21 protein-coding genes and 1 pseudogene are annotated in these 24,776 nt (G+C 71.7%); 6 read left to right on the top strand and 16 right to left on the bottom strand.

Annotated features, from left to right (window positions below; all coding sequences use genetic code 11):
* The 3 genes from HNQ79_RS26045 to HNQ79_RS26035 form a co-directional block, all read right to left on the bottom strand.
* The gene (locus HNQ79_RS26045; protein ID WP_185035184.1) at positions 1-2,034 is read right to left on the bottom strand and encodes a CocE/NonD family hydrolase; all 2,034 of its coding nucleotides are present in this window, start codon (positions 2,032-2,034) and stop codon (positions 1-3) included.
* A gap of 47 nt (positions 2,035-2,081) precedes the next feature.
* The gene (locus HNQ79_RS26040; protein WP_185035182.1) at positions 2,082-3,413 is read right to left on the bottom strand and encodes an ATP-grasp domain-containing protein; all 1,332 of its coding nucleotides are present in this window, start codon (positions 3,411-3,413) and stop codon (positions 2,082-2,084) included.
* A 108-nt stretch (positions 3,414-3,521) separates the two neighbouring features.
* Positions 3,522-4,487, bottom strand: coding sequence for a pirin family protein (locus HNQ79_RS26035; protein WP_185035180.1), 966 nt, complete (start codon positions 4,485-4,487; stop codon positions 3,522-3,524).
* Positions 4,488-4,630: 143 nt separating this feature from the next.
* Here HNQ79_RS26035 and HNQ79_RS26030 point away from each other — a divergent pair, with 143 nt between their 5' ends.
* The gene (locus tag HNQ79_RS26030) at positions 4,631-5,014 is read left to right on the top strand and encodes a tetratricopeptide repeat protein (protein WP_229923676.1); all 384 of its coding nucleotides are present in this window, start codon (positions 4,631-4,633) and stop codon (positions 5,012-5,014) included.
* A gap of 21 nt (positions 5,015-5,035) precedes the next feature.
* Here HNQ79_RS26030 and HNQ79_RS26025 read toward each other — a convergent pair whose 3' ends face one another.
* Complete coding sequence (locus tag HNQ79_RS26025) at positions 5,036-6,214, bottom strand: methyltransferase (protein WP_185035178.1); 1,179 nt, start codon at positions 6,212-6,214, stop codon at positions 5,036-5,038.
* Positions 6,215-6,384: 170 nt separating this feature from the next.
* On the opposite strand from HNQ79_RS26025, the gene HNQ79_RS26020 reads away from it, so the two are divergent.
* Positions 6,385-6,834: a nucleoside deaminase gene (locus HNQ79_RS26020; RefSeq protein ID WP_185035176.1), complete on the top strand. Its 450-nt coding sequence runs from the start codon at positions 6,385-6,387 to the stop codon at positions 6,832-6,834.
* Positions 6,835-6,840: 6 nt separating this feature from the next.
* Here HNQ79_RS26020 and HNQ79_RS26015 read toward each other — a convergent pair whose 3' ends face one another.
* From HNQ79_RS26015 to HNQ79_RS25980, 8 genes are all read right to left on the bottom strand, one after another.
* Positions 6,841-7,707: a winged helix-turn-helix transcriptional regulator gene (locus tag HNQ79_RS26015; RefSeq protein WP_185035174.1), complete on the bottom strand. Its 867-nt coding sequence runs from the start codon at positions 7,705-7,707 to the stop codon at positions 6,841-6,843.
* 71 nt (positions 7,708-7,778) lie between these two features.
* Positions 7,779-9,668: an ABC transporter ATP-binding protein gene (locus HNQ79_RS26010; RefSeq protein WP_185035172.1), complete on the bottom strand. Its 1,890-nt coding sequence runs from the start codon at positions 9,666-9,668 to the stop codon at positions 7,779-7,781.
* Between the two features lie 164 nt (positions 9,669-9,832).
* Positions 9,833-10,747, bottom strand: coding sequence for a LysR family transcriptional regulator (locus HNQ79_RS26005; protein ID WP_185035170.1), 915 nt, complete (start codon positions 10,745-10,747; stop codon positions 9,833-9,835).
* Positions 10,744-11,937, bottom strand: coding sequence for a glycine C-acetyltransferase (locus HNQ79_RS26000; RefSeq protein WP_185035168.1), 1,194 nt, complete (start codon positions 11,935-11,937; stop codon positions 10,744-10,746). The genes HNQ79_RS26005 and HNQ79_RS26000 overlap by 4 nt, the downstream gene beginning before the upstream one ends.
* A 31-nt stretch (positions 11,938-11,968) precedes the next feature.
* Entirely contained in the window at positions 11,969-12,997 is a 1,029-nt protein-coding gene (gene tdh, locus HNQ79_RS25995; RefSeq protein ID WP_185035166.1) for an L-threonine 3-dehydrogenase, read from the bottom strand.
* Positions 12,998-13,276: 279 nt separating this feature from the next.
* Positions 13,277-14,152, bottom strand: coding sequence for an SGNH/GDSL hydrolase family protein (locus HNQ79_RS25990; RefSeq protein WP_185035164.1), 876 nt, complete (start codon positions 14,150-14,152; stop codon positions 13,277-13,279).
* A 249-nt stretch (positions 14,153-14,401) separates the two neighbouring features.
* Positions 14,402-14,857 (bottom strand): cupin domain-containing protein, encoded by a 456-nt coding sequence (locus tag HNQ79_RS25985; protein ID WP_185035162.1) that lies wholly within the window; start codon positions 14,855-14,857, stop codon positions 14,402-14,404.
* Between the two features lie 440 nt (positions 14,858-15,297).
* Positions 15,298-16,752, bottom strand: a complete 1,455-nt coding sequence (locus tag HNQ79_RS25980) for a dihydrolipoyl dehydrogenase family protein (protein WP_185035160.1) — start codon at positions 16,750-16,752, stop codon at positions 15,298-15,300.
* A gap of 126 nt (positions 16,753-16,878) precedes the next feature.
* Here HNQ79_RS25980 and trxA point away from each other — a divergent pair, with 126 nt between their 5' ends.
* Positions 16,879-17,271: a thioredoxin gene (trxA, locus tag HNQ79_RS25975; RefSeq protein ID WP_185035158.1), complete on the top strand. Its 393-nt coding sequence runs from the start codon at positions 16,879-16,881 to the stop codon at positions 17,269-17,271.
* Positions 17,272-17,458: 187 nt separating this feature from the next.
* Here trxA and HNQ79_RS25970 read toward each other — a convergent pair whose 3' ends face one another.
* Positions 17,459-18,655, bottom strand: coding sequence for a thiolase family protein (locus tag HNQ79_RS25970; protein WP_185035156.1), 1,197 nt, complete (start codon positions 18,653-18,655; stop codon positions 17,459-17,461).
* Positions 18,656-18,810: 155 nt separating this feature from the next.
* On the bottom strand, positions 18,811-19,845 hold the full coding sequence (locus tag HNQ79_RS25965; RefSeq protein WP_373312616.1) for a LacI family DNA-binding transcriptional regulator: 1,035 nt from the start codon (positions 19,843-19,845) through the stop codon (positions 18,811-18,813).
* Positions 19,846-20,025: 180 nt separating this feature from the next.
* Here HNQ79_RS25965 and HNQ79_RS25960 point away from each other — a divergent pair, with 180 nt between their 5' ends.
* Positions 20,026-21,276 carry an MFS transporter gene (locus HNQ79_RS25960; RefSeq protein WP_185035152.1) on the top strand — a complete coding sequence of 417 codons (1,251 nt, stop codon included), beginning with the start codon at positions 20,026-20,028 and terminating at the stop codon, positions 21,274-21,276.
* Between the two features lie 150 nt (positions 21,277-21,426).
* The gene (locus HNQ79_RS25955; protein ID WP_185035150.1) at positions 21,427-22,122 is read left to right on the top strand and encodes an alpha/beta fold hydrolase; all 696 of its coding nucleotides are present in this window, start codon (positions 21,427-21,429) and stop codon (positions 22,120-22,122) included.
* 115 nt (positions 22,123-22,237) lie between these two features.
* Here the strand turns inward: HNQ79_RS25955 and HNQ79_RS25950 are convergent, their stop codons facing one another.
* Positions 22,238-23,293, bottom strand: coding sequence for a glycosyl hydrolase family 18 protein (locus tag HNQ79_RS25950; RefSeq protein ID WP_185035148.1), 1,056 nt, complete (start codon positions 23,291-23,293; stop codon positions 22,238-22,240).
* A gap of 214 nt (positions 23,294-23,507) precedes the next feature.
* On the opposite strand from HNQ79_RS25950, the pseudogene HNQ79_RS34820 reads away from it, so the two are divergent.
* Positions 23,508-23,891, top strand: a pseudogene (locus tag HNQ79_RS34820) (DUF998 domain-containing protein); the annotation flags it as partial.
* A 211-nt stretch (positions 23,892-24,102) separates the two neighbouring features.
* Here the strand turns inward: HNQ79_RS34820 and HNQ79_RS25940 are convergent.
* Positions 24,103-24,738, bottom strand: coding sequence for a DUF305 domain-containing protein (locus HNQ79_RS25940; RefSeq protein ID WP_185035146.1), 636 nt, complete (start codon positions 24,736-24,738; stop codon positions 24,103-24,105).
* Positions 24,739-24,776 lie beyond the last annotated feature (38 nt).

Genomic DNA, 24,776 nt, shown 5'->3' with positions numbered 1-24,776 from the left:
CTACAGGCCGTCCCTGGGCACGGTCTCGTTCCAGGTCCGGGAGAAGACCCTGCGCTCCCCCTCGTAGCCGTCGAGGGTGGCGTCCACGAGGAAGTCCGTCTCGGTGCAGCGCAGCTCCGTGCGGGTCTCCACGCGGACGTTCCAGTCGTCGCGGGCGAAGCGCATCGTCCAGGCCGTCTCGCCGGCGACGGAGGTGAAGTCGTCGGCGGTCGCGGTGTAGCGCTCCTCGGCGCGCAGGCCGGTGTCGAGAGCGATGTCGTCGATGCGCACGGTGCCGCGGTCCTTGACGATCTCCAGGGTGGACCCGTAGCCGATGAGGTCGCGCTTGACCTCCCAGCGCTCCTCGGGCGGGGTGAGCCGGGTGGCGGACAGCGGCGGGCACCCCTCCGGTTCGTCGAAGGGCTGCTGCGGGGCCTCGTCGGGCTCCTCGTTGGGGCGCACCGGCAGGGTGAGGGTGCTGGTTCCCTCGTACACGTGCAGCGTGGCGGGCCGGGGTGCGGGCCAGGCGAGCGGCCAGTACGAGGTGGACAGGGAGAGCCGGATGCGGTGCCCGGGCGGGAAGGCCTGGGCGGCTCCGTTGAGCTGGACGGTGGCGCGGTAGCGCCTGCCGGGCTCCAGGAGTTCGGGCTCGCCCGTGCCGTCGCGGTGCGTCAGGTTGAGGACGCCGTAGGTGACGCGGGTGGCGCTGCCGTCGGGGGCGACGTCGGAGAGCCGGGCGGCGACGGTGGCGACGGGCTCGCTCACCGTCAGGTCCAGTTCGACCGTCGCCGTGCCGAGGATCTCCGTCCGCTCCTCAAGGGGTGCGGTGTCGAAGACGAGCGAGCCGCCGTCCTCCTCGCGCTGGTCGTAGGGCAGGTCGGGCGGTGCGTTGTACGAGGCCCACTTGCCGGCGAACTGCCCCACCGACAGCGGCGACCGCACGGACATGGCCTCACCGCCGCCCTCCGGCGGTTCCTGGCCGGGTGACGCGATGCGGTGGCGCAGCAGGGGGTGGGTGACGGGGGTGACGTGCGGGGAGGGCCAGGAGGGTTCGCCGACCCAGCGGCCGGGGCGTTCCTCGTAGGAGGTGGAGGGCGGCACGCTGTCCTGCATCCAGGCCTGGAGCATGGGCCCGTCCATGACGTGGTTGTCGATGCCCTTGAGCCAGTGGTCCCACCAGCGGACGACTTCCTGGAGGTAGCCGATGGCGGGCCCGGGCTCGCCCAGGTGCGGGTACTTGTGCGACCACGGCCCGATCAGGCCCTTGCGGGGCACGTCGAGGTGTTCCAGTACGCGCGTGACGGCGTTGGAGTACCCGTCGGCCCAGCCGCTGGACGCCAGGACCGGTACCTGTACGGCGGTGTAGTCCTCGCAGACGGAGGCGTGCCGCCAGTAGTCGTCGCGGCGCTGGTGGCGCAGCCAGTTGAGGATCCACGGGCGGGTGTTCTCCATCCGCTCCTGCCACATCCCGCGCCAGCGTTCGCCGACGACGGCGGGGTCCGGCGGACAGGTGGCGTAGGCGAACATGGTGCCCGCCTCGGCGAGGTTGTCGGAGAGCATGGCGCCGCCCATGTAGTGCATGTCGTCGGCGTACCGGTCGTCGGTGAACGACGCGAGGACGACGGCGCGCAGGCTCGGCGGCCTGCGGGCGGCGGTCTGGAGGGCGGCGAAGGCACCCCAGGAGATGCCCATCATGCCGGTGTTCCCGTCGCACCAGGGCTGTTCGGCGATCCAGGCGAGGATGTCCTCGGCGTCGGTCTGCTCCTGCTCCAGGTACTCGTCGGCGAGGACGCCCTCGGACTCGCCGGTGCCGCGCAGGTCGACGCGTACGCAGGCGTAGCCGTGGCCGGCGATGTACGGGTGGTGGATGGAGTCCCGTACGGCGGACAGGTCGCGCTTGCGGTATGGGATGTACTCCAGGACGGCGGGCACCGGTTCCCCGTCGGAGCCGACGGGCCGCCAGATCCGGGCCGACAGGCGGGTGCCGTCGCGGGCGGGGACGACGACGTGCTCCTCCTCCTTGGTGTCGTACGGGAGGTTGCTCACATGGCGCATGGGGCGGTCTCGCTCCTCTCCTGCTGGTTCGGTGTCCGGTGCCGGTGTCAGAGGTTCTTCTGGTCCCGGCCGCCGGGCACGGTGTCGGCGAAGTCGAGGCCCAGGGCCGCGACGCAGCGGTCGTACTTGGCGCGGATGTCCTCCTCGCTGTCGCCGCCGGTGAAGATGTGCGCGATCTCGTAGCTGTAGCTGTCCTGCTGCTCGGTGTCGGAGAGCCGCTGGCCCTCGTCGGGAACGATGTCGATGCGTACGCCCGGGATCTCCTTCTCGATCCGTGCGATGTCCTCGGGCCCGGGCGCCTGGCGCACCGTGCCGTCCGCGAACCAGCGGTAGTACCACTTCGCGGCGACCTGGTACGGGCCCGCGCGGTGCGGCAGTGCGGGGTCGCGGCCAAGGGCCAGGCTGAGCATGCAGTGGTGGTTGGGGACGCCGTCGACGTACTCGAAGAGTTCCGCGTGGGACTGCGAGTGCCGCGGGTTGATCTCCAGCAGGTTGAGGGCGTCGCGCTGCGGGTCGTAGAAGTACTCGATGCTGAAGGTCGCGGCGTCCATGCCGACCTGGCGCATCACCTTCTTCGAGACGTCGTGCAGCCGCCCGATCACCGGTTCCGGCAGCGCGGAGGGGTACTGGTGGCGCAGGAAGCTGGAGGAGCCGGGGTAGTTGATGGAGTCGAGGACGCCGTAGACGGTGACCTCGCCGTCGTGCACGTAGCCCTCGACCGCGACCTGGACGCCGGTGAGCGCCTCCTCGGCGAGGCAGACCTGGCCGCCGACGCCGGTCATCTCCTCGGGCAGGTCGAGCTGGTCGAGCACGTACTCGAAGGGGCGGCCCACCCGGGCGACGCCCTTGGCTATCTCCCCGACCGCCTCGCGGAACTCGTGCTGGTCCTTGACGCCGAACGCCAGCTCCGAGGAGTACGAGAGGGCGGGCTTGACCCACATGGGGAAGCTCATGCCCTCGGGCGGCCGGGGGTCGTCGGCTTCGAGGTCGACCCGGCCGAACCGGGGGTGCTCGTCGACGACCTTCTCCTGCTCCAGCCGGCTCCAGTACTTGTGCTCGCACTTGACGACGGATTCGAGGCTGGTGCTGCGGGTGCCGTAGCGCTCGCTCAGGATCGGCACGAGGGTGCTGACGGGGAAGTCCCAGTAGCCGACGATCGCGTCGATGGGTCCGTCGAAGGCGTCCAGGACGGCCTGTGCCTTGTCGATGAGGTCGGGCACCGACACCTCGCCGACCTGGAGCTCTTCGATGGTGAGCAACGGGTGGAACCGGTACTCCTCGGCATGCGGCACCGCGTTCAGGGTGGGCAGGTTGGCCTCGTCGAGGCCGAGTACGAAGATGTTCCTGGTGGTCTCGCGGGTGTTCTCGCTGTCACTCAAGGATGTGCCTCCGGTGGTGCGGATCTGTCGCTGTGCGCCTTCCTCGCACCACCGGTTTCACACGCACTCAAGCGGAATCCGTTGTTCAGCGCGTGCGCCGGTGCGGCGTCAGCGCACCCGTCCGCGCGGCTTCAGGGGGCCCGTGGGCAGTGCGGGTGCGGGCAGCGGGGGCCCGTCGTACCCCTTCACCTCACCGAACCGGGTGCCCTCCATCCAGTCGGTACGGGCCTGGGCGATCTCTTCGTGGGAGCGGCCGATCCAGTTCCAGAACATGACGAGTTCCTCCTCGAAGGGTTCACCGCCCAGGAGCATCAGGCTCGCGTCGGACTCGGCGCGCAGGGGCAGCCGCGTGCGTCCGCAGCCGAGGTAGAGCATCGAGCCGGGCAGGACCGGCACCCCGTCGACGTGCGCCTCGCCGGACATGGAAAGCACGGCGTACTCGAAGTCCGGGTCGAGCGGCAGGGAGGCCTGCGCGCCGCGCGCCAGGGTGAGGTCGGCGCCGACGATCGGGGTGTACGAGGTTCCGGGCGACGCCGCACCGTCCAGCTCGCCGAGGATCACGGTGGCCGCGAGGCCGGGGGCGGTGACCGTCGGCAGGTCGGTGTGGTGCTGGAAGTGCGGTTCGGTGTGGCGGTGGGCATCGGGGAGGGCCACCCAGAGCTGCGCGCCGTGCAGGAGGCGCGCGTGCTGTCTGGGGCTCTCCTCGGAGTGGCTGATGGCACGCCCCGAGGTCATCAGGCCGAGTTCGCGGGGGCGGATGGTGGCGAGGCCGCCGGTGCTGTCGCGGTGCAGGACCTCGCCGTCGTGCAGCCAGCTGACGGTCTGCAGGCCCATGTGGGGGTGCGGCGGGACCTGCATACCGGGCTCGTCGGCGATGTCGTCGGGGCCGTAGTGGTCGACGAAGGCCCAGGCGCCGACCATGCGGCGGCCCAGGTTGGGCAGCAGCCGCCGCACCTCGGTGGAGGCGCCGAGCTGCACCCGGCGGGGCGAGAGGAGTTCGCGGACCGGTTCGGCGGCGACGAAGCCGCGCCCGCCGCAGACCGAGGGGGTCGCCTGGAGATCGAGATTGCTCATGGCGTCAACGTAGCGCCGGGGGCCGGGATCGCGGAGTCCGGACGCCGCTCCCCTTGGTGGAATGTTCAACGACAGGGGTGTGTTGGAGGGGGTGAACGGCTCGGTACGGCCGATCCCGTACCGACAGGCCAGAAGGAGTACCAGTGAACGTGCAGGTCAACCTCAACGACGCGTACTACCGGCAGGGCACCGCGGCCGAGCGCTGGGACCGCGCGCAGTTGTTCTTCGACGCGAAGGAGTACGACAAGGCGGCCCGCGTCCTCACCTCCCTCGTGGCGGAGGCCCCGGAGCTGACCTCGCCGCGGCTGCTGCTGGCCCGTTCGTACTACCACTCCGCCCAGCTCTCCAAGGCGGAGCAGGAGCTGCGCACGGTGCTGGAGGTATGCCCGGTCGAGACCTACGCGCAGCTGATGCTGGGCCGCACCCTGGAGCGCCAGGGACGGCACGCGGAGGCGGCGCCGTACCTGCGGACCGCGGCCGCGCTGTCCGGCGACTTCGGGTCACCGGAGGGCCTCGCCGGGCACTGAGCGCCCGGACCCGCCCGGCGGTCAGCGTTTGACGGCGCGCAGGACGACGAACTTCGGGTCGCCGGCGATCACTTCGCAGTTGCCGAAGAGCCTGCGCAGCCGTACGTGGTAGCCGAGGTGCCGGTTGCCGACGACCAGGAGTTCGCCGCCGGGTCGCAGCACGTCGCGCGCCCCGGCGAACATCCGCCGGGCGGTCGCGTCGGTGGTCGCCTGATGGGAGTGGAACGGGGGGTTGTTCAGCACGAGGTCGACGGACTCGCCGGGGATGCCCGCGGTGCCGTCGCCCACCAGGAACTCCGCCTTGCCCGCCGCTCCGGGAAGGTTCGCGCGGCAGGTCGCCTCCGCCGAGGCGACGGCCTGGAACGATTCGTCGGCGAAGACGACTTCCGCCCCCGGTCGGGCGAGTGCCGCCGCCGTGCCGACGACTCCGTTGCCGCAGCCCAGGTCCAGGATCCGGGTGGGGCCCGGGCCCGGCGCCAGGTGCCGGCTCCTGGTCAGGTGCTGGAGGAAGAACCGGGTGCCGATGTCGAGGCGCTCGGCGCAGAAGATCCCGGCGTGGTTGGTGACGGTCACCCCGGAGCCGGCTCCGGCGTCGGCGTCCAGCGTGTACGTCACCGGCCACGGGCCCGCGCTCCGGTCCCGTACCTGGCCGGGGGTGCAGAAGATCAGCCGGGCCTTCTTCTCCGCGAGGGAGGTACGGGTCGGGCCGACGATCCTCTCGAACAGGCGCAGCGTGGAGGTGTGGATCTCCTTCACCATGCCGGTGCCGACGACGACCGTGCCCTCGTGAAGGCCCGGGGCGAGCCGGTGCAGCTGGTCCTCCAGCAGCGCGAGGCTCTTGGGCACCCGGATCAGCAGGACGTCGATGCGGTCGGGCGGGGTGTCCCGCGTCGACAGCAGGGTGACGGCGTCCGGGTCCGCGCCGTTGCGGGCGAGGTTGGCGCGGGTCGCCCGCTGCCCGAGGTACGAGTCGGTGATCTGCGCGGGGCGGTGTCCGGCCAGCACCGTGGTGAGCGCGCCCCACCGGTCGCCCAGGATCACGACGCTGCCGCCGAGGTCCACCGGCGGGACCTCAGCGGTGCCCGCCAGATGCCGCAGCAGGTACTCGTCGGCGGCGTCCCACGCGCGCAGCGTGTCGCGGGGGTCCTCGGGAAAGCGGGCGAGCTCGGACACGCCCCAGGGCGTCGGAAGACGGTTCATCGTGGGTTCAGGCTAACCCGGGGCGGCGGCCCCGGAAACGGCCGCCCCCGGTCGGCCGGGCCCGCGGCCGTGCACGGAGCCCCAGGTCAGCGGCGGTCCCTTCCGTTGCCGCACACTGGTGCGGGAGCGCAGCCCCGCACCGCGGACCAGGAGCAGACCAGGAGACGTCCATGGATCAGGCACAGGCCCGGCAGTGGCTGGCGACCGCCGTCGAGGAGGCCCGGAGGGGGCTGGCCGAGGGTGGCATCCCGATCGGGGCCGCCCTGTACGGGGCGGACGGCACGCTGCTGGGACGCGGCCGCAACCTGCGGGTGCAGAACGGCGACCCGTCGATGCACGCGGAGACGGCGGCGTTCCGCAACGCGGGCCGGCAACGTTCGTACCGGGGCACCACCATGGTGACGACGCTGTCGCCGTGCTGGTACTGCAGCGGTCTGGTGCGCCAGTTCGGTATCTCGCGGGTGGTCGTGGGCGAGTCCGAGACCTTCCACGGCGGGCACGACTGGCTGGCCTCGCACGGGGTGGAGATCGTGCAGTTGAACGACGTGCGGTGCGCGCGGATGATGGCGGACTTCATCGCGGCGAAGCCCGAGCTGTGGGGCGAGGACATCGGCGCGTAGCGGCCGTCACAGGGAGCTGCCGAGGGCGAGTGCCTCCTCGACCGCCGCCGGGATGTCGGTCACGGGGAACAGGGCGTGCCGCAGGGTGCGCTGCGCGTCGACGACCAGGATCAGCCTCTTGAGACGGAGGTCCTGGGCCGACCGGAACGTCGGCAGGCGCAGGGCGGCGGCGAGCCGGAGCCGTTCGTCGGAGAGCAGGACGAAGGGCAGGTTCTCGGCCGCCGCGAAGCGCGCCTGCTCGCCCGGCAGCTGGGTACTCACGCCGCGTACGGCGATCCCCGCGGCGTCGAACCGCGGCCAGGCCTCGCCGAAGAGCCGGTTCTCCAGGGTGCAGCCCGCGGCCCCGGGGACGTCAGGCCGGGGCGGGCCGCCGGGGACGCCGGTGGCGGGGTAGGCGAACAGGACGGTGGCACGGGCTCCCGGCGCGACCGGGGAGTGGACGTCCCCGTCCGTGCCGGGCAGCTCCAGCCCGTCGGGGATCCGGGTGCCGACGAGCTGGTGGACGCGGATCGTTTCGCCGCTTCCGCCCGTGGCGGTCCCCGTCAGGGTTCCGTCGCCGAGCAGCCACCGGTCGGCCCAGTCCTGGAGGGAGACCAGCACCGGGAGCAGGTCCCGGCCGCGCTCGGTGAGGACGTACTCGTAACGCGTCGGCCTGTCCTGGTAGGGGCGGCGCTCCAGCACCTCGTGCCCGGTGAGCGTGGTCAGCCGCTCGGAGAGCACCTTGCGGGACAGCCCCAGTTCGGCCGCGAGACGGTCGAACCGCACGTGCCCGCGGGCGATCTCGCGCAGGACCAGCAGGGTCCACCAGTCGCCGACGACGCCTGCGGCCTGGGCGATGCCGCAGGTGTCGTCGGTCTGGCGGCGGCGGGTCACGGGTGTGCTACCAGGAGGCTGTCGGGGCTCATCCGCCCATCGTAGGCCGGTGGGTTCTCCTTCCGTACGGATCAGGCGACCGGCTGGGGCTCCTCGGATCCGGGGCGCTCGAACTGGGTGCGGTACAGCTGCTCGTACCGGCCGCCTGCCGCCAGCAGTTCGGTGTGGGTGCCCCGCTCGACGATCCGCCCGTCTTCGACGACGAGGATCAGGTCGGCGGCCCGGACGGTGGAGAGCCGGTGCGCGATGACGACCGCGGTGCGCCCCTCCAGGGCCTCGGCCAGTGCCTCCTGCACCGCCGCCTCCGATGTCGAGTCGAGGTGGGCGGTCGCCTCGTCGAGGATGACGACGCGCTGGCGGGCGAGGAGCAGCCGGGCGATGGTGAGGCGCTGGCGTTCGCCGCCGGAGAGCCGGTAGCCGCGCTCCCCCACGACGGTGTCCAGGCCGTCGGGCAGGGAGGCCACGAGGTCGTCGAGACGGGAGCGGCGCAGGGCGTCCCAGACCTCCTCCTCGGTGGCTTCCGGGCGGGCCAGAAGGAGGTTGGCGCGGACGGACTCGTGGAAGAGGTGGCCGTCCTGGGTGACCATGCCGAGGGTCGCCCGGATCGAGTCGGTGCTCAGTTCGCGCACGTCGACGCCGCCGAGCCGCACCGCGCCCGCGTCCGCGTCGTACAGCCGGGGCAGAAGTTGCGCGATGGTCGACTTGCCCGCGCCGGAGGAGCCGACGAGGGCGACCATCCTGCCGGGCTCGGCACGGAAGGACACGTCGTGCAGGACGTCCGTGCCACCCCTGTTGTCGAGGACGGCCACGTCTTCGAGGGAGGCGAGGGAGACCTTGTCGGCGGACGGATAGGCGAAGGTGACGTTGTCGAACTCGACGGACACCGGCCCCTCGGGGACCTTCCGCGCGTCGGGCTTCTCGGCGATCAGCGGCTTGAGGTCGAGGATCTCGAAGACCCGCTCGAAGCTGACCAGCGCGCTCATCACCTCGACGCGCGCGCCGGCCAGGGCGGTCAGCGGGGCGTAGAGGCGGGTGAGCAGCAGCGCCAGGGAGACGACGGCCCCGGGTTCGAGGCTGCCGCGCAGGGCGTAGAAGCCGCCGAGGCCGTAGACCAGCGCGAGCGCGAGGGCGGAGACGAGGGTGAGGGCGGTGATGAAGGTGGACTGCACCATGGCGGTGCGCACGCCGATGTCACGCACCCGGCCGGCCCTGGCGGCGAACTCGGCGGACTCGTCGGCGGGCCGCCCGAACAGCTTGATCAGCGTCGCTCCGGGCGCGGAGAACCGCTCCGTCATCTGTGTGCCCATGGTGGCGTTGTGGGCGGCGGCCTCGCGCTGGAGCCGGGCCATCCGCGAGCCCATCCGACGAGCCGGGACGACGAAGACCGGCAGCAGCACGAGGGCGAGCAGGGTGATCTGCCAGGAGATGCTGAGCATCACGGCGAGGGTCAGCAGCAGGGTGACGAGGTTGGAGACGACACCGGAAAGGGTGTTGCTGAAGGCGCGCTGGGCGCCGATGACGTCATTGTTGAGGCGGCTGACGAGCGCACCGGTGCGGGTACGGGTGAAGAAGGCGACCGGCATCCGCTGGACGTGGTCGAAGACTGCGGTGCGCAGGTCGAGGATCAGCCCCTCACCGAGGTTGGCCGACAGCCACCTGGTGGCCAGCGCCAGTACCGCCTCGACGACCGCGATCAGTGCGATGAGCAGGGCGAGCCGGGTGATGGTGCCGTCGGCGTCCCCCTTGACGATGGCGTCGACGACCCGGCCCGCGAGTACGGGGGTGGCGACGGCGAGGAGTGCGGTGACGACGCTCAGCGCCAGGAACTGGAGCAGCTTGGCGCGGTGCGGGCCCGCGAAGGAGAGGATGCGGCGCAGGGTGGCGCGGGAGAAGGGACGCTTGTCGTCCTGCGCGGTCATGACGCTGTGCATCGATGTCCACGCGGTGACTTCCATGTCCACGGGGTGCCTCCGGAAGGTGTAGGTCCGCTGCTCGGTGACCCGTCGGCGGAGCCGGACCGGGGAGCACTGCGCACGCTAGGACCTCAACCGGACTTGGGGTCAATCGATTCCCGGAGTGCACCCCCACGGGTGCTCCGGTACGCCGTACTGACGCTCCCGCCCGGTCATCCGGTGGTGAGGCCGCCCGCCGAGGTGACGAGGGCGTCGAGCACCGGCCGGATCAGCGGGTGCTCCTCCGCGCCGCGACGTACGGCGGCGAACACCCGGCGGGTCGCCGCGGGCCCCGCCACGGGACGTACGACGGCGTCCTTCAGTTCCATCCCGCGCAGGGCGGAACGCGGCACGAGCGCCACTCCCGCGCCGGCGCCCGCGAGGGCGACCACCGCACGGAAGTCGTCGGAGGAGTGCTTGAGGCGGGGCTGGAAACCGGCGAGTTCACAGGCGAGCAGGACCATGTCGTGGCAGGGGTTGCCGGGGTAGGGGCCGATCCAGTCGCTGTCGGCGAGTCCCGCGAGTGCGACGTGGTCCACACCGGACAGCGGGTGCTCCGCGGGCAGCACCGCGTCGAAGGGCTCGGCGTACAGCGGTACGCGCGCCAGGCGCAGGTCGTCCTCGCGGGGCGCGCCCCGGTAGTCGACGGCGACCGCGACGTCCGCCTTGCCGCCCAGGACCAGCGGGAGGCTCTCGTCGCCCTCCGCGTCCCACACCCGCATGCGGATGCCGGGATGCGCGGTGGCCAGCCTGCCGACGGCGGGGGCGACGACCTCCGCGATACCGGTGGCGAAGGAGGCGACCATGACCTCTCCGGCGGCACCGCCCGCGTAGTCGGCGAGCTCCGCCTCGGCACGTTCCAGCTGAGCGAGGACGGCGTGGGCGTGGGCGAGCAGGATCTCGCCCGCCGCGGTCAGCTCCACCCCCTTGCCGCTGCGGATCAGCAGGGCGTGCCCGGTCTCCTGCTCCAGCGCGTTGAGCTGCTGGGACACGGCGGAAGGGGTCAGGTACAGCGCGGAGGCCGCGGCGGTCACCGTACGGTGGTCCGCCACGGCCCTCAGAATGCGGAGCCGTCTGGGGTCGATCACCCAGCCAGTGTCGCCCGTGCGTCGACGAACGCCGCAATCGCCCGCTCGACGTCCTCGGTGGAGTGCGCGGCGGAGAGCTGGACGCGGATGCGCGCCTTGCCCATCGGGACGACCGGGTAGGAGAAGCCGATGACGTACACGCCGCGCTCCAGGAGCAGCTCCGCCATGCGGCCCGCCTCGGCGGCGTCGCCGATCATGACGGGGGCGATGGCGTGGTCGCCGGGCAGGATGTCGAAGCCCGCCTCGGTCATCTTCGTGCGGAACAGCTTCGTGTTGGCGGCGAGCTTCCCGCGCAGGTCGCCCGCCGACTCCAGCAGGTCGAGGACCTTGAGGGAGGCGGCGGCGATGACCGGGGCGAGCGAGTTGGAGAACAGGTACGGGCGCGAGCGCTGGCGCAGCAGGGCGACGATCTCCGCGCGGGCGGCGACGTAGCCGCCGGACGCGCCGCCGAGTGCCTTGCCGAGGGTGCCGGTGATGATGTCGACGCGGTCCATCACGCCGTGCAGCTCGGGGGTGCCGCGGCCGCCCTCGCCGACGAAGCCGACCGCGTGCGAGTCGTCGACCATGACCATCGCGTCGTAGCGGTCGGCGAGGTCGCAGATCTCCGTCAGGGGGGCGACGTAGCCGTCCATGGAGAAGACGCCGTCGGTGACGATGAGGCGGCGGCGGGCGTCCTGGGTGTCCTGGAGCTGCTTCTCCAGGTCGGCGAGGTCGCGGTTGGCATAGCGGTGGCGGCGGGCCTTGGACAGGCGGATGCCGTCGATGATGCTGGCGTGGTTGAGGGCGTCGGAGATCACCGCGTCCTCGGCACCCAGCAGGGTCTCGAAGACGCCGCCGTTGGCGTCGAAGCAGGAGGAGTAGAGGATCGTGTCCTCCTGGCCGAGGAACGTGGAGAGCCGGCCCTCCAGCTCCTTGTGGATCTCCTGGGTGCCGCAGATGAACCGTACGGAGGCCATGCCGTAGCCCCAGCGGTCCAGGGCGTCCTTGGCGGCGGCGACGACCTCGGGGTGGTCGGCGAGACCGAGGTAGTTGTTGGCGCAGAAGTTGAGCACGTCGGCCGCCTGCCCGTCGGCGGTGACGCCGACGGTGGCGCTCTGCGGGCTGCTGATGACGCGCTCGGGCTTGAAGAGTCCGGCTTCGCGGATCTCGTCGAGGGTGGTGCGCAGTTCGTCGCGGACGGACGCGTACATGAGGTGCTCCTTGGAGGAAGAGTCGGGGAGGTCAGACGGTCCAGTCGAGGATGATCTTGCCGCTGCGGGCGGTGGCGGCCTCGTCGAAGGCGGCCTGGAAGTCCTGGTAGGCGTAGCTGCCGGTGATGACGGGGCGCAGGTCGAGTCCGGCCTCGATCAGGACGGTCATCGCGTACCAGGTCTCGTACATCTCGCGGCCGTAGATGCCCTTGACGGTGATCATCGATGTGACGATCCGGGACCAGTCGACGGCGAATTCCTCGGCGGGCAGGCCGAGCATGGCGATGCGGCCGCCGTGCGTCATGTTGTCGACCATGTCGCGCATCGCTTCGGGGCGGCCGGACATCTCCAGGCCGATGTCGAAGCCCTCCTTGAGGCCGAGCTTGGCCTGGGCCTCCTTGATGCTGCTCTGTGCCACGTTGACGGCGAGGGTCGCGCCGACCTGACGGGCCAGCTCCAGGCGGGGCTCGCTGACGTCGGTGATGACGACGCTGCGTGCGCCCGCGTGCCTGGCGACGGCGGCGGCCATGATGCCGATCGGTCCCGCGCCGGTGATCAGGACGTCCTCGCCGACCAGCGGGAAGGACAGCGCGGTGTGCACGGCGTTGCCGAACGGGTCGAAGATCGCCGCGACGTCCAGGTCGACCTTGGTGCGGTGCACCCACACGTTGGAGGCGGGCAGGGCCACGTACTCCGCGAAGGCGCCGTCCACGCCGACCCCCAGGCCGACGGTGGAGCGGCACAGGTGGCGGCGCCCGGCCAGACAGTTGCGGCACTTGCCGCACACGAGGTGGCCCTCACCGCTGACGATGTCCCCGACCTTGATGTCCTGGACGTCCGCGCCGGTGTGCGCGACCTCACCGACGAACTCGTGGCCCAGCACGCGGGGCGTGGTGACGGCCTGCTGCGCCCAGCCGTCCCAGTTGCGGATGTGCAGGTCGGTGCCGCAGATGCCGGTGCGCAGCACCTTGATCAGCACGTCGCCGGGACCGGTTTCGGGTTCGGGCACGTCCATGAGCCACAGCCCGGGCTCGGCCTTGTGCTTGACGAGTGCTCTCATGGCTGTGGCTCCAGGCGGTGTGGCGTGGGGGCAGCGCCTTCGGGGCAGCGCTGATCCGGGGCAGGGTTCGTGGTGATCGCTTGCGTGCACCAATCTGCCGATCCGGACGGGCCGCGTCCATCGAGGTTTTCTTAACCGGCCCCCAAGCCGAGCTTCATTCGCACACCAGCGCACGCGGATTCCGCGCCCTCCCGACAGCGGACGGCGCCCGGGGCCTGTCGGATCCGGCCCCCCTCCCCGGGGCCGAAGTACAGCTACGGGCCCCGGGGAGGGAGGTGACTACTTCTTGAGCCGTTCGTACACTTCGACGGCGGTGATCAGGTGGCCGACCGCGTGGGGATGCGCGGATCCGGACGTCTGCGGCAGCAGCGGGTTGATCCACCGTTCGGCGGACGACCGGCACATGTCGTGACCCCGGAACACCGACGAGGTGTCGACGAACTCGGCCTGCTTCGTGTAGGCCACCAGCTCCAGCATGAAGTTCAGCCGGTTCGTGGTCTGGTGGAGCCAGGTGACGTCACCCTTGGCCAGGGGCACCGCGGAACCGCAGGTGCTTCCGTCGGCGGGGAACGGGTTGGGGTACCCGACCACGACGACACGCGCTCGCGGGCTGCGCCGCTTGATATCGGTGAGCATGTCGGGCAGGCGCGTGTTCAGCCGCGCGAAGCCCGCGTCCACCTCCTGCGCCGCCTTGTCCCGGCAGGGAGATCCCTCTCGCGTGCCGAGACCGGCCAGGACGCATCTGGTGAGAACGGAGGAGAAGCCGAGGTCGTTGCCGCCGAGCGTGACGGTCACCAGGTCGGTGTCCCGGGTGAGGGCGTCGACCTGGGGTGCGGCCGAGCCCTGGTGATTCCACAGGGAGCGAGTGGTGGCTCCACCGCAGGTGACGTCCTTGAAGACGGACGGCTTGTACGTCTCGGCGAGCAACGCCGGGTAGCTGCCCAGGGAACGCATGCACTCCGCGTCCGTCTGCCGGGGCAGGCCCGTTCCGGCGGCGTAGGAGTCACCGAGGGCCACGTAGTGGTTGACGGGTCGCGGTCCGGAGCCTCCGGCCGCGGTGGCGGGGGCGGCTCCGGATGTCAGCAACGAGGCGGTGAGGACGGCGGCCGTCACCATCCCTGCGCGGAGTGTCGGGTACGGGCGAGAGTGAGCCATGGAATCCCCTTGAGACGGAAAGAGGCCGTGCTAGTTGCCGGCCTGCCCTCGGGCACGCGACGCGTGCGGGCGTGTCCTTCGCCTCTACGACAGCGGTGCCCGCCGGGTTCACCCCGGGCGAGCCGTTCCTCGGCGGTGCCGGGTGACATCCGGCACCGCCGGGACCAGGAGGCCTGCCACGTTGCCGCTGCCGCCCTCCTGGCCGGCCCGTTCACTCCTCGGGCTCGTGGTGCAGGGACGCGGCCTCGGCTAGTGCTTGGTCACCAGCGGCTTGGTCTCGTCGACGACATAGGTGGACAGCATCACCGTGGTCACCTTCCCGATGTTGCGGGCGTTGTGGACCGTGTCCGAGGGGATGAAGAAGGGGTCGCCGGTGCGGAGCCGTACCGTGCTGCCGTCGTCGAACTCCATCAGTACGTCGCCCCGGACGATGTATCCGACCTCCACTCCGGGGTGGCTGTGGCGCCCGGACTGCCTGCGCCGGGGTATCTCGACGAGTGTCTGCACGGTCTTCCAGCCCTTCGCGGGCGAGGGGTTCTCCTGAAGCAGGGTGCGCGTCACGCCTTCGGTCGGGTCGGGAACGGACGGGTGATGTCCGGAGGACGGCCCGGAGGACGCCTCGGCAGCCGAGGCGAAGGCGGCGGCACCGAGCGCGCCGGCTGCCGCCACGCCACTGGTCCGCAGGAGAGAGCGACGATCCAGCATGATGAGCTCCTTGCTCGACAGGCAGGCCGAGGAGCAGGAAGAACAACCGCTCTTCCTGCTCCTGGGCACAATGTGGAATGTCCAGTCCGCCGCTCAGCAGCGCAACTGGTCTTCTGGGTCTGCGGAAGAGTTCTCCACCCCGATCACCGGCACGGCTTCGTGGAACAGCTCGTACGCGGGCCCGGGATCTCCCTTCCCCTCACCTGAACGCCCGGAAGGGTGTGCCGGTTCACCCACGGTCGGCATCCGCGCCGGGGCGGGTGCGGGGAGCCGCTCGTGCGCCGACGAAACACATGGGCGAGCCCGGTGCCGGATGCCTGAGATGACGTCCTGCCCCTCCGGGGTGGCGGACCGCGCCCGGCTCCGCCGACGCCTCCGGTCCAACGACGGGGCGGGACCCTTCGAGCCGTACCGCGCCTTCGCCCCGCCGCCGCCGGTGTTCAACCGCGGTACGTCTCCAGCAGTCGCAGCCACACCTCGCTGACCGTCGGGTACGACGGGACCGCGTGCCACAGCCGTGACAGGGGCACCTCGCCCACCACCGCCACCGTCGCGGAGTGCACCAGTTCACTGACGGCGGGGCCCACGAAGGTGACCCCGAGGAGCGTTTCGGTGTCGAGGTCGACGACCATGCGGGCGCGCCCCCGGTAACCGTCGGCGTACAGGCCGGCTCCGGCGACCGAGGCCATGTCGTAGTCGACGGCCCGCACCCGGCGGCCGGTGCGCTCCGCCTCGGCCAGGGTGAGGCCGACGGAACCCGCCTCCGGGTCGGCGAAGACCACCTGGGGGACGGCGGCGTGGTCGGCGGTCGCCGCGTGCGCACCCCAGGGCGTGTCGTCGACGGGACGGCCCAGGGCGCGCGCGCCGATCGCGTCGCCCGCCAGTCGCGCCTGGTACTTGCCCTGGTGGGTGAGCAGCGCCCGGTGGTTGACGTCGCCCACCGCGTACAGCCAGTCGCCGTCCACGTCCGTGACCCGGCAGCTGTCGTCGACGGACAGCCAGGTTCCCGGCTTGAGTCCGACCGTGTCCAGGCCGATGTCGTCGGTCCTGGGGGCGCGGCCCACGGCGAAGAGGATCTCGTCGGCCCGGAGCTGCTCTCCGCCCTCCAGGGTGACCGTCAGGCCCGTGCCGTCACGGTCCACCGCCGCGACCGACGCTCCGGTGCGTACGGTCGCGCCCGCCTCCGTCAGGGCGGCGGCGACGTGTTCGCCCACGAAGGGTTCCATCTTCGGCAGGAGACCCTCCCCCCGCACGAGCACGGTCACCCGGGAGCCGAGCGCCTGCCAGGCGGTGGCCATCTCCACGCCCACCACGCCCCCGCCGACGACGACCAGTCGGCCGGGGGCCTCCTTGGCGCTGGTCGCCTCCCGGCTCGTCCACGGTGCGGCGTCCGCGATGCCGGGCAGGTCCGGGACGACCGCCCGGCTGCCGGTGCAGACGGCGACGGCGTGCCGGGCGGTGAGTGTCGTGCGCGCGCCGTCGGGCGCGGTCACGGTGACCCTTCGGGGGCCCGTCAGGCGGCCGTGTCCGCGGTGGATCGTCACGTCGATCGACTTCAGCCAGTCCACCTGGCCGTCGTCCTGCCAGTTCGAGGTGTAGTAGTCGCGGTGGGCGAGGACCGCGGGGACGTCCAGCGGCCCCTGGACGGACTGCTGCAGTCCGGGGACGCGGCGGGCGTCGGCCCGTGCGGTGACCGGCCGCAGCAGGGCCTTGCTGGGCATGCACGCCCAGTAGGAGCACTCCCCGCCGATCAGTTCGGACTCCACGATTGCCACGCTCAGCCCGGCCGCGCGCGCCCGGTCGGCGACGTTCTCCCCCACCGGGCCGGCGCCCAGCACCACCACGTCGTACTCAAGGGCCCCGCGGTCCGTGCCGCTGTCTGTGTCGGATGTCATGAAACACAGTCTGCTCGGTGGTGTGCGCGGGGACCACAGGGGAAGGGGCACCGACGGAATAGGGCGCCGCCGGTCGCCGTTGTGCGGCATACGGCGACGTCCTGAATGACGGAAGAGGAGCACACCATGGCCACTGTCGAGCTGACCAAAGAGAACTTCGACAGCGTAGTGTCCGAAAACGACTTCGTCCTGATCGACTTCTGGGCGTCGTGGTGCGGCCCCTGCCGTCAGTTCGCGCCGGTCTACGAGGGGGCTTCCGAGCGTCACGAGGACCTGGTCTTCGCCAAGGTCGACACGGAGGCGCAACAGGAACTCGCCGCCGCCTTCGAGATCCAGTCGATCCCGACCCTGATGATCGTCCGTGAGAACGTCGCGGTGTTCGCCCAGCCGGGCGCTCTTCCGGAGGCCGCGCTCGAGGACATCATCGGCCAGGCCCGCAACCTGGACATGGACGAGGTACGCACGTCGATCGAGAAGGCGCAGACCGAGGGCGCGGGCGGGCAGCAGGAGGCAGGCTGACGCCGCGCTCCTCCCCCGGCCCCAGGAAGGGCGCCGCCTCACCGGGCGGCGCCCTTCCCTGTACGCGCGCGCTCGTGCACCCGTCGTCGTGACTCGCGTCCGTGCGTGCACTGCTCGTCCGTGCGCGGGCCCGCCGGGCAGCGCGGTGTGCCGCCCGGCCGCCGGGCGGTCGGCCGCCCCGGTCCTGTCAGCGTTCCAGGACCAGCGCCAGCCCCTGCCCGACACCGATGCACAGGGCGGCGATCCCGGTGCCCGAGCCCGCTGCCGCGAGCTGGTGCGCGACAGCCCCGGCCAGGCGCGCCCCGGAGGCCCCCAGCGGGTGCCCGAGGGCGAGTGCGCCTCCGCGCGGGTTGACCACGGCCGGGTCCAGCTCGGGCCATTCGGCGAGGCAGCCGAGGGACTGCGCGGCGAACGCCTCGTTCAGCTCGAAGACCGTGAGGTCGGCGAAGGTACGGCCCGCCTTGCCGAGGGCCCGGCCGACCGCCTCGACCGGTCCGAGTCCGAAGAGCTGGGGTTCGACGCCGGTGACGGCGGAGGCACGGATCCGGGCGAGCGGTTCGCGGCCGGTGGCGCGCAGTCCGGCGTCGTCGACGAGCAGCAGGGCCGCCGCCCCGTCGTTGAGGGGCGAGGAGTTGCCCGCGGTGACCGTGCCCGTGCCGTCGGTGCGGAAGACGGGCTTGAGCCGCGCCAGGGTCTCGATCGTCGAGGCCTCCCGGATGCACTCGTCACGGAGCATGGCCACGCCCTCGTAGGGCACGACCTCGGCGTCGTAGTGCCCCGCGGCCCATGCGGCCGCAGCTTTGTGGTGGCTGACGAGGGCGAAGGCGTCCTGTTCCGCACGGCCGATCTTGTGCTTGTCGGCGACCTGTTCGGCACCCTCGCCGAGCGGGACGGTCCACTCGGCGGGCATCGCGGGGTTGGTCATCCGCCAGCCGAGGGTCGTCGAGTGGAGCTGCTGGTGGCCGGCCGGGAAGGCGCGTTCGGGCTTCTGGAGGACCCAGGGGGCGCGGGACATCGACTCGACACCGCCTGCGACCGCCACGGACGCGTCACCGAGAGCGATCGCGCGGGCGGCCTGGATCACCGCCTCCAGTCCCGATCCGCAGAGCCGGTTGACCGTGACGCCGGGCACGGTCACCGGGAGTCCGGCCAGCAGCACCGCCATGCGGGCCACGTCCCGGTTGTCCTCCCCGGCCCCGTTGGCGTCGCCGAAGTACACGTCGTCGATGCGCGCGGGGTCGAGCTCCGGTGAGCGGCCGACCAGCTCCCGCACCACGTGTGCGGCGAGGTCGTCCGGCCGTACGCCCGACAGCGCGCCCCCGAACTTGCCGATCGGCGTGCGGACGGCGTCGACGACGTAGACGTCACGGATGCTCGCGGGCATCGCCACTCTCCTGGGGTTCAAGGGCGTTCGGACCGGGCTCCCGCCGGCGGCACCAACCCCCCTTGATCGCCCGCGTCCGAGTCTGTGGCGCGTCCCGTCGGCTGTCAACGGCGGACGGGGCACACGCTCCAACGTTGGGACGGGGCACAGGGGTGTCAGCTCGATTCGCGGGGCACCGCGTACGCGCCCATCAGGCCGCTGTCCTCCACATCCTCCGACGGATGCCGCACGAGCCGGTCGATGAGGTCCGCGAGGTACTGGCCGGGCGGCAGCTCCAGCTGCACCGTGCTGAGGCGGGGGCGCAGGAGCTTGCCCATGAGGAGGTTGTCGGCGCCCATGACGGCGGTGTGGCCCGGCACGTCGACGCCGGCGTCCTGGAGCGCCCTCATGAGGAGCTGGGCGTACTCGTCGTTGTACGCGAACACCGCGTCCAGAGCGAGGTCGCGCCAGCGGGCCGCCAGCGCGGCGGCCGACTCCTCGTCGTAGCGCATGGCCAGCGGCTCGACGGTGGCCCCGGTGCCGGTGACCGCCTTGCGCAGGCCCGCCAGCCGCGGCTTGGAGAAGATCTCCAGACCGGGTTCCTCCGGTACCACGGCGCCGATCCTGCGGTGCCCGCGCTCCAGCAGATGCCCGGCGGCGGCGATGCCGACCTCACGCTGGTCCATCACCAACGAGTGCGCGCCCTCGACGCGTTGCGCGCCGAGGGTGACAACCGCCTTCGCCCCCGACCTCTTGAGGAGCTGCACACCGCGCGGGTTCAGGGTGATCTCGCCGAGCGAGACAACGGCGACCGGCCGCAGTTCGGCCCAGGCACGGGCCGCCTCGTCACCGGTGAGACCGAGGCTGCCGTACTGCACGACCGTGTAGTCGAGGTCGCGCAGCGCCCAGTGCAGTTCGTTGAAGAACGTGCCGTAGAGCGGCCCGACGGGGATGTGCGCCGTCGGGAGCAGGACCATACGGGTGTGCCCGGCGCGCAGGCTGCGCGCGGCCGCGTGCGGGACGTAACCGAGTTCCTCGGCCGCCGCACGGACCCGTCGACGGGTCGGCTCGCTGATCCGTACGGCCGAGGTGTTGTTCAGCACGTACGACACGGTGGCGCGTGAAACTCCGGCCAGGCGTGCGACATCGGTGCTGGTGGGGACGGTCTGGTCGGCTGACTTCTTCGGTGACTGGCTCATCGCGTTCGGCATCCTTCCAGACGCGTGCGCCCCGGGGTCTGGCGGTTGGCCGGAATTCGGTGCTACAAAGCGTGACACGCGTCAGTGACACGTGTCACCTCGCACTTGAAACGCTGCGGCGCACCCCTTGGGCAGCCCGCGGCGGAGTTCCTCCCGTCCCGTCGGCGTCTTCACTTCACCCTGGAGGGCAGCGTGGCCCTTTCCTCCCCCGGTACCGGCGCAGCAGCCGGTACCGACTCCGCCAAGGCGTACCACCCGACCCGAGGGCTGCTGCCGCTGCTGCTCGTGGGCAACACCGTCATGTACGCGCTCTACATCGGCGTACCCGGCTTCGTGATGGCTCTTCAGATCGCGAACATCGACCCGGCGAACAAGGTCGGCAACATGACCGTGGTCTCCGGCGTCTCGGCGATCTTCGCCACGCTCTTCAACCCGATAGCGGGCGCCCTGTCCGACCGGTCCGGACGCCGCAACCCGTGGATCCTCGGCGGCGGCATCGGCGCCCTCGCCGTGATGGCCCTGCTGGGCAGCGTCGACACCGTGCTGCTGGTGACACTCGTCTGGTGCCTGGGCCAGGCCGCGATGAACTTCTACCAGGCGGCTCTGACTTCCGTCGTTCCGGACCGCGTTCCGATCGCCTCGCGCGGCAGGGCCTCCGCCGCCGTCGGGCTGGGCATACCCATCGGCTCCACGATCGGCGCGCTGATCGGCGCCGCCTTCTCCGACAACTACCGCACCGGATATCTGGTGTTCGGCGCATTGGTGGCCGCGGCCGCCGTACTGTTCACCGGCTGCGCCCGTGAGGAGCGCCGTCCCGGCAAGGCCCCGCTGCCCTTGAAGCAGCAGATCGCCTCCTTCGCGAGCGCCCTGGCGCACCACGACTTCCGCTGGGCGTTCATCGGACGCGCGCTGCTCATCCTCGGTTATTTCGCGGTCCTCGGCTTCCAGCTGTACATCCTCCAGGACCACACCGACCTGCCCGCGGGCCTTGGCCCGCCGACGGCCGCGGCGATCCTGACCATGGTCAACGCGGCCGCCTCGGTGGTCTCCACGGTTCTCGGCGGCTGGCTGTCCGACAAGTACGACCGTCGCAAGCTCTTCGTGGGCGTCTCGGCGCTGCTGGCCGCCGTCGCGATGATCTTCCCGGCGGTCTCGACGAGCTGGACCGCGATGCTGCTCTTCGGCGCCGTCAACGGACTGGGCTTCGGCTGCTACATGGCCGTGGACACCGCCCTGGTGACGATGGTGCTGCCGAAGTCCGAGGACGCCGCCCGCGACATGGGCATCCTCAACGTCGCCAACGCGGGGCCACAGATCGCCGCCCCGTTCATCGCCGGGCTCGTCGTCCAGGCCACCGGCGGCTACACCGCGCTCTTCCTGGTCGCGGCGGTCCTCTCGCTGCTGGGCGCCCTCGCGGTGCGTCCCATCCGTACCGTCCGCTGAACCGCCCGACCACCCGGCTGATCCGGGCCGCCGGGCCGGTCGGCAGAATCCAAGCGCCTGCCATCGCATCCGCGGGCCGGCCACAGAGCCACCACATACGCCACGGGACGGCTTTGCCGCCCCGCACACACCGTCCAGAAAGGCACCGTCGTGCAGCTGCACACCCACACCTGGGGCGAGGGCGACCGCATCGCCCTCCTGATCCACGGGATCATGGCCGACCACCGCGCGTGGCGGACCGTCGGTCCCGCGCTGGCCGGCAAGGGCTACCGCGTCATCGCCGTCGACCTGCGCGGCCACGGCCTCAGCGGGCGCGGCGACGCGTACACGCCGGAGGCCTTCGCGGACGACCTCGCGGAGACCCTTCCGGCGGGCGCCGAACTCGCCCTCGGACACTCGTTGGGCGGGCTCACGCTCTCTCTCGCCGTGGACCGGCTGCGCCCGAAGCGCGCGGTGTACTCCGACCCGGCCTGGCACCTGGAACTGCCCGGAGGCGTCGGCCCCGAGGCCTTCGCCGAGTTCAAGTCGGTCCCCAGGGCGCACATCGCGGCGATGAACCCGCGCTGGGACGCCGAGGACGTCGATGTCGAGGTGGCGACGCTGGCGCTCTGGGACGAGGCTTCCGCGCTCGGCCTGGCTGCGCTCGTGGAGCGCGACCTGCTGCCCCGGACCGCGGTGGTGCCGTCCCTGGTGCAGTTGGCCGACCCGAGCCTGATCATCAACGAGGAACGGGCCGCGCTGTTGCGTGCGCGCGGCTTCGAGGTCCGGACGGTCAAGGGTGCGGGCCACACCATCCAGCGCGACGACTTCGACAGATTCATGTCGTCGCTGGATGGCTGGATCTGATCCGTGATCCGAGCAACCCGTTCCCTCCGGAGGGGGCCGGCCGCCCTGTCCGGACATGAGGACATGAGGACATGAGGACATGAGGACATGAGGACATGCGGATGCTGACATACGGTCAGCCCCGCGCCAGTACCCCCCAAAGCGCCGGGTCCTCGAAGCCCAGCGCCCACAGACCGGTCTGGCTGACGCCGTGCTTGCGCAGTACCGGCAGGTGGGCGGCGACACCGCGTGCGTCCTGGTACCAGACGGTGCGCTTGCGCCCGTTGGCGTCCGTGTACGAGAAGTGGGGCGAGCCGGACTCCGGGTCCAGGCGGTACGGGGCGCCGGTACGCCTGCGCAGCGCCTCCGCCTCCTTCCAGGTGACGTGCTTGGTCGCGCCGCCGGTCGTCCAGTCCCACCCGTACGCGGGGAGCGCCATCTCGATCTTGGCCCGCGGGATGAGGGCGGTGGCGCGGGTCAGAATCCGGTCGTACCACTGCGGGGTGGCCAGCGGTCCGGGCCTGCCGCCCTCCCAGTGCAGGTTGTACGCCATGATGCGCACCCGGTCGGCGGCCCGGCCGAGCGCCGGATAGTCCCAGATGCGTCCGCTGCCGTCCGTCTGGGGGGTGACGGCGACCGCGCACGTCTTGCGGGCGGCGTGCAGCACCCTGCACAGGTCGGTGACGAGGGCGGCGTAGCCGTCGCGGACCGCCTTGTACCGGGCGTCGCCGGTGGGGGCGAGGGTCTCGTAGTCCAGTTCCAGCCCGTCGTAGTCACCCCTCCCGGCGACGGCCAGCAGCGCGCGGACGTGGGTGGCGCGACGGTCCGGGTCGGTGACGATCGCGTCGAGGGCCCCGGCGGGGAGGGTCTCCATGACGGTCGGGACGACCTTGACGCCGGCCCGGTGGAGACCGTCGACGACGCTCTTCTTCTCGGCGCTGTAGTGCGGGTCGATCCGGTCGGCGGCCTCGGCCCGGTACCAGAACGGGCTGACGGTGTGGAGCTGGTCGGTGTGCGCGAGCGCGTCGCGGTAGGCCGTCTCCTGGTCCCAGTACGGCAGCCAGGCGGAGACGGTACGGGGCGGCGGCGCCTGTGCCCCGGCAGCCGGGGAGGGCGCCTCGGCGGGCGACGGCGGCGCCGCCTGGGCGATGAGTCCGACGGTGGTGAGCAGGGCGAGCAGCGTTGCTTTCATGGACCGAGCCTTTGCGTGCGGCAGGACGGGCGCCCTGTGGAGTGGGCCGGTCGGCCGCACGGGCGTGCCGCCGCGCCCTGTGCCCCTGGACCCGTCCCGGCGACTCGCCCGCGCTGCGACGCGTGTTCCGGGCCACGTCGTGCGCACCGATGATTTCGCCGTCCCCGGCCGGTCCTACAGGCAACCTCAACGACGCCGGGAAGGCCCGCTCACGGGCGGCACTTGGGGGCCCGGGCTGGCGGGCGTCTTCGGGGTCTCCTTCTGGGCCGCGGCCCTCATGCCCGCCGACGCCGGGGCGGGCTTTCCCGTCGGGCGCCCCGCAGGCAACGGCGATGAGTGGCCACGGAGTCGGACACATGGCTGCCGGGATGGCCGGTCACTCGTGCTCTGCGCGGCGTTCGTCGTCCTGGCCCGTGCCCTCGTCGGCCGAGACTTTCACGGCTGGGCCGTGGCCTCGCGTCTCGTGCCCGTGGCCGTCCTCGCCGGGTTCACGGCCTCCGCCGGCTCCGTCCTGGCCTTCCCCGCGGGGGCGGGCCTCGGACTCCTGTGGCTGGCCGCGGTGACTGCCCGCCTGGCCACCGCCCCGGCACCCCGCTGACGGCGTCACCGTACTTCGCGGTGCACGCGCCCGGCGGTCCGGTGGGAATCCGAAGGCGTCGCGATTGCCCCCACTGCCCGCACATTCGCCGCATGAGATTCCCGCCCCGGAGCGCCGGCCCGGCCGTCCACACCGATGTCGAGCCGCACGAGATCGAGGGGCGGGGGTGCGCCGGGCCGTCGCGGTCCGGCGCACCCCACTGTCAGGAGGGTCAGTTCCTGCCGAGCAGGTTGTTCATCCTGGTGATCTCGGCGGTCTGTGAGGTGATGATGGCGTCGGCCATGGTCCTGGCGTCGGGAAAGGCGCCGTCGGCCAGCTCCGTCCTCGCCATGGCCACGGCACCCTCGTGGTGCTTGATCATCATGTCCATGAAGGCGGTGTCGAACGCCTTGCCCGAGGACGCCTTCAGCTTGTCCATCTCCTCGGCCGTCATCATCCCGGCCATGCCGTGCCCGGAGTGCCCCGAGTGGTCCATCGCGCCGTCGGCGGGAACCCGCTCACCCCAGGAGGTCAGCCAGCCCGCAAGCGTCTTGATCTCCGGGTCCTGTGCCTTCTTGATCTCGTCGGCGAGCTTCTTGACATCGGCGGACTTCGCGCGGCTGGGGGCGAGGTCGGCCATCTCCACGGCCTGACGGTGGTGGGGAATCATCCCCTTGGCGAACGCGACGTCAGCGGTGTTGTGCTGCCCCTTCGCTGCCGGAGCCGAGGCGGTCGGCAGCTTCGAGCCGTGGCCGCCGTGCCCGGCCGGGCTGTCGCCGTTCGAGCCGCAGGCGGCAACGACGAGGGCGGCCGTGGTCGCGGCCGCGACAGCGGAGGCCCGGCGGACGAGGGAACGGTGGGTGTTCATGGTGATGCGACTCCTTGATGCGCCGCCCGAGTGGGCGG

The sequence above is a fragment of the Streptomyces candidus genome (assembly GCF_014207445.1).
Taxonomy (GTDB): domain Bacteria; phylum Actinomycetota; class Actinomycetes; order Streptomycetales; family Streptomycetaceae; genus Streptomyces; species Streptomyces candidus.
This window is presented reverse-complemented; position numbering and strand designations above follow the sequence as displayed.

Coding starts and splice junctions, on each gene's coding strand:
- HNQ79_RS26020 (WP_185035176.1), top strand. CDS start 6,385: ATGGATCAGGCACAGGCCCGGCAGTGGCTGGCGACCGCCGTCGAGGAG.
- HNQ79_RS25965 (WP_373312616.1), bottom strand. CDS start 19,845: ATGCCGAACGCGATGAGCCAGTCACCGAAGAAGTCAGCCGACCAGACC.
- HNQ79_RS26025 (WP_185035178.1), bottom strand. CDS start 6,214: ATGAACCGTCTTCCGACGCCCTGGGGCGTGTCCGAGCTCGCCCGCTTT.
- HNQ79_RS25940 (WP_185035146.1), bottom strand. CDS start 24,738: ATGAACACCCACCGTTCCCTCGTCCGCCGGGCCTCCGCTGTCGCGGCC.
- HNQ79_RS26045 (WP_185035184.1), bottom strand. CDS start 2,034: ATGCGCCATGTGAGCAACCTCCCGTACGACACCAAGGAGGAGGAGCAC.
- HNQ79_RS25950 (WP_185035148.1), bottom strand. CDS start 23,293: ATGAAAGCAACGCTGCTCGCCCTGCTCACCACCGTCGGACTCATCGCC.
- HNQ79_RS25990 (WP_185035164.1), bottom strand. CDS start 14,152: ATGGCTCACTCTCGCCCGTACCCGACACTCCGCGCAGGGATGGTGACG.
- HNQ79_RS25980 (WP_185035160.1), bottom strand. CDS start 16,752: ATGACATCCGACACAGACAGCGGCACGGACCGCGGGGCCCTTGAGTAC.
- trxA (WP_185035158.1), top strand. CDS start 16,879: ATGGCCACTGTCGAGCTGACCAAAGAGAACTTCGACAGCGTAGTGTCC.
- HNQ79_RS25970 (WP_185035156.1), bottom strand. CDS start 18,655: ATGCCCGCGAGCATCCGTGACGTCTACGTCGTCGACGCCGTCCGCACG.
- tdh (WP_185035166.1), bottom strand. CDS start 12,997: ATGAGAGCACTCGTCAAGCACAAGGCCGAGCCCGGGCTGTGGCTCATG.
- HNQ79_RS26000 (WP_185035168.1), bottom strand. CDS start 11,937: ATGTACGCGTCCGTCCGCGACGAACTGCGCACCACCCTCGACGAGATC.
- HNQ79_RS25985 (WP_185035162.1), bottom strand. CDS start 14,857: ATGCTGGATCGTCGCTCTCTCCTGCGGACCAGTGGCGTGGCGGCAGCC.
- HNQ79_RS26035 (WP_185035180.1), bottom strand. CDS start 4,487: ATGAGCAATCTCGATCTCCAGGCGACCCCCTCGGTCTGCGGCGGGCGC.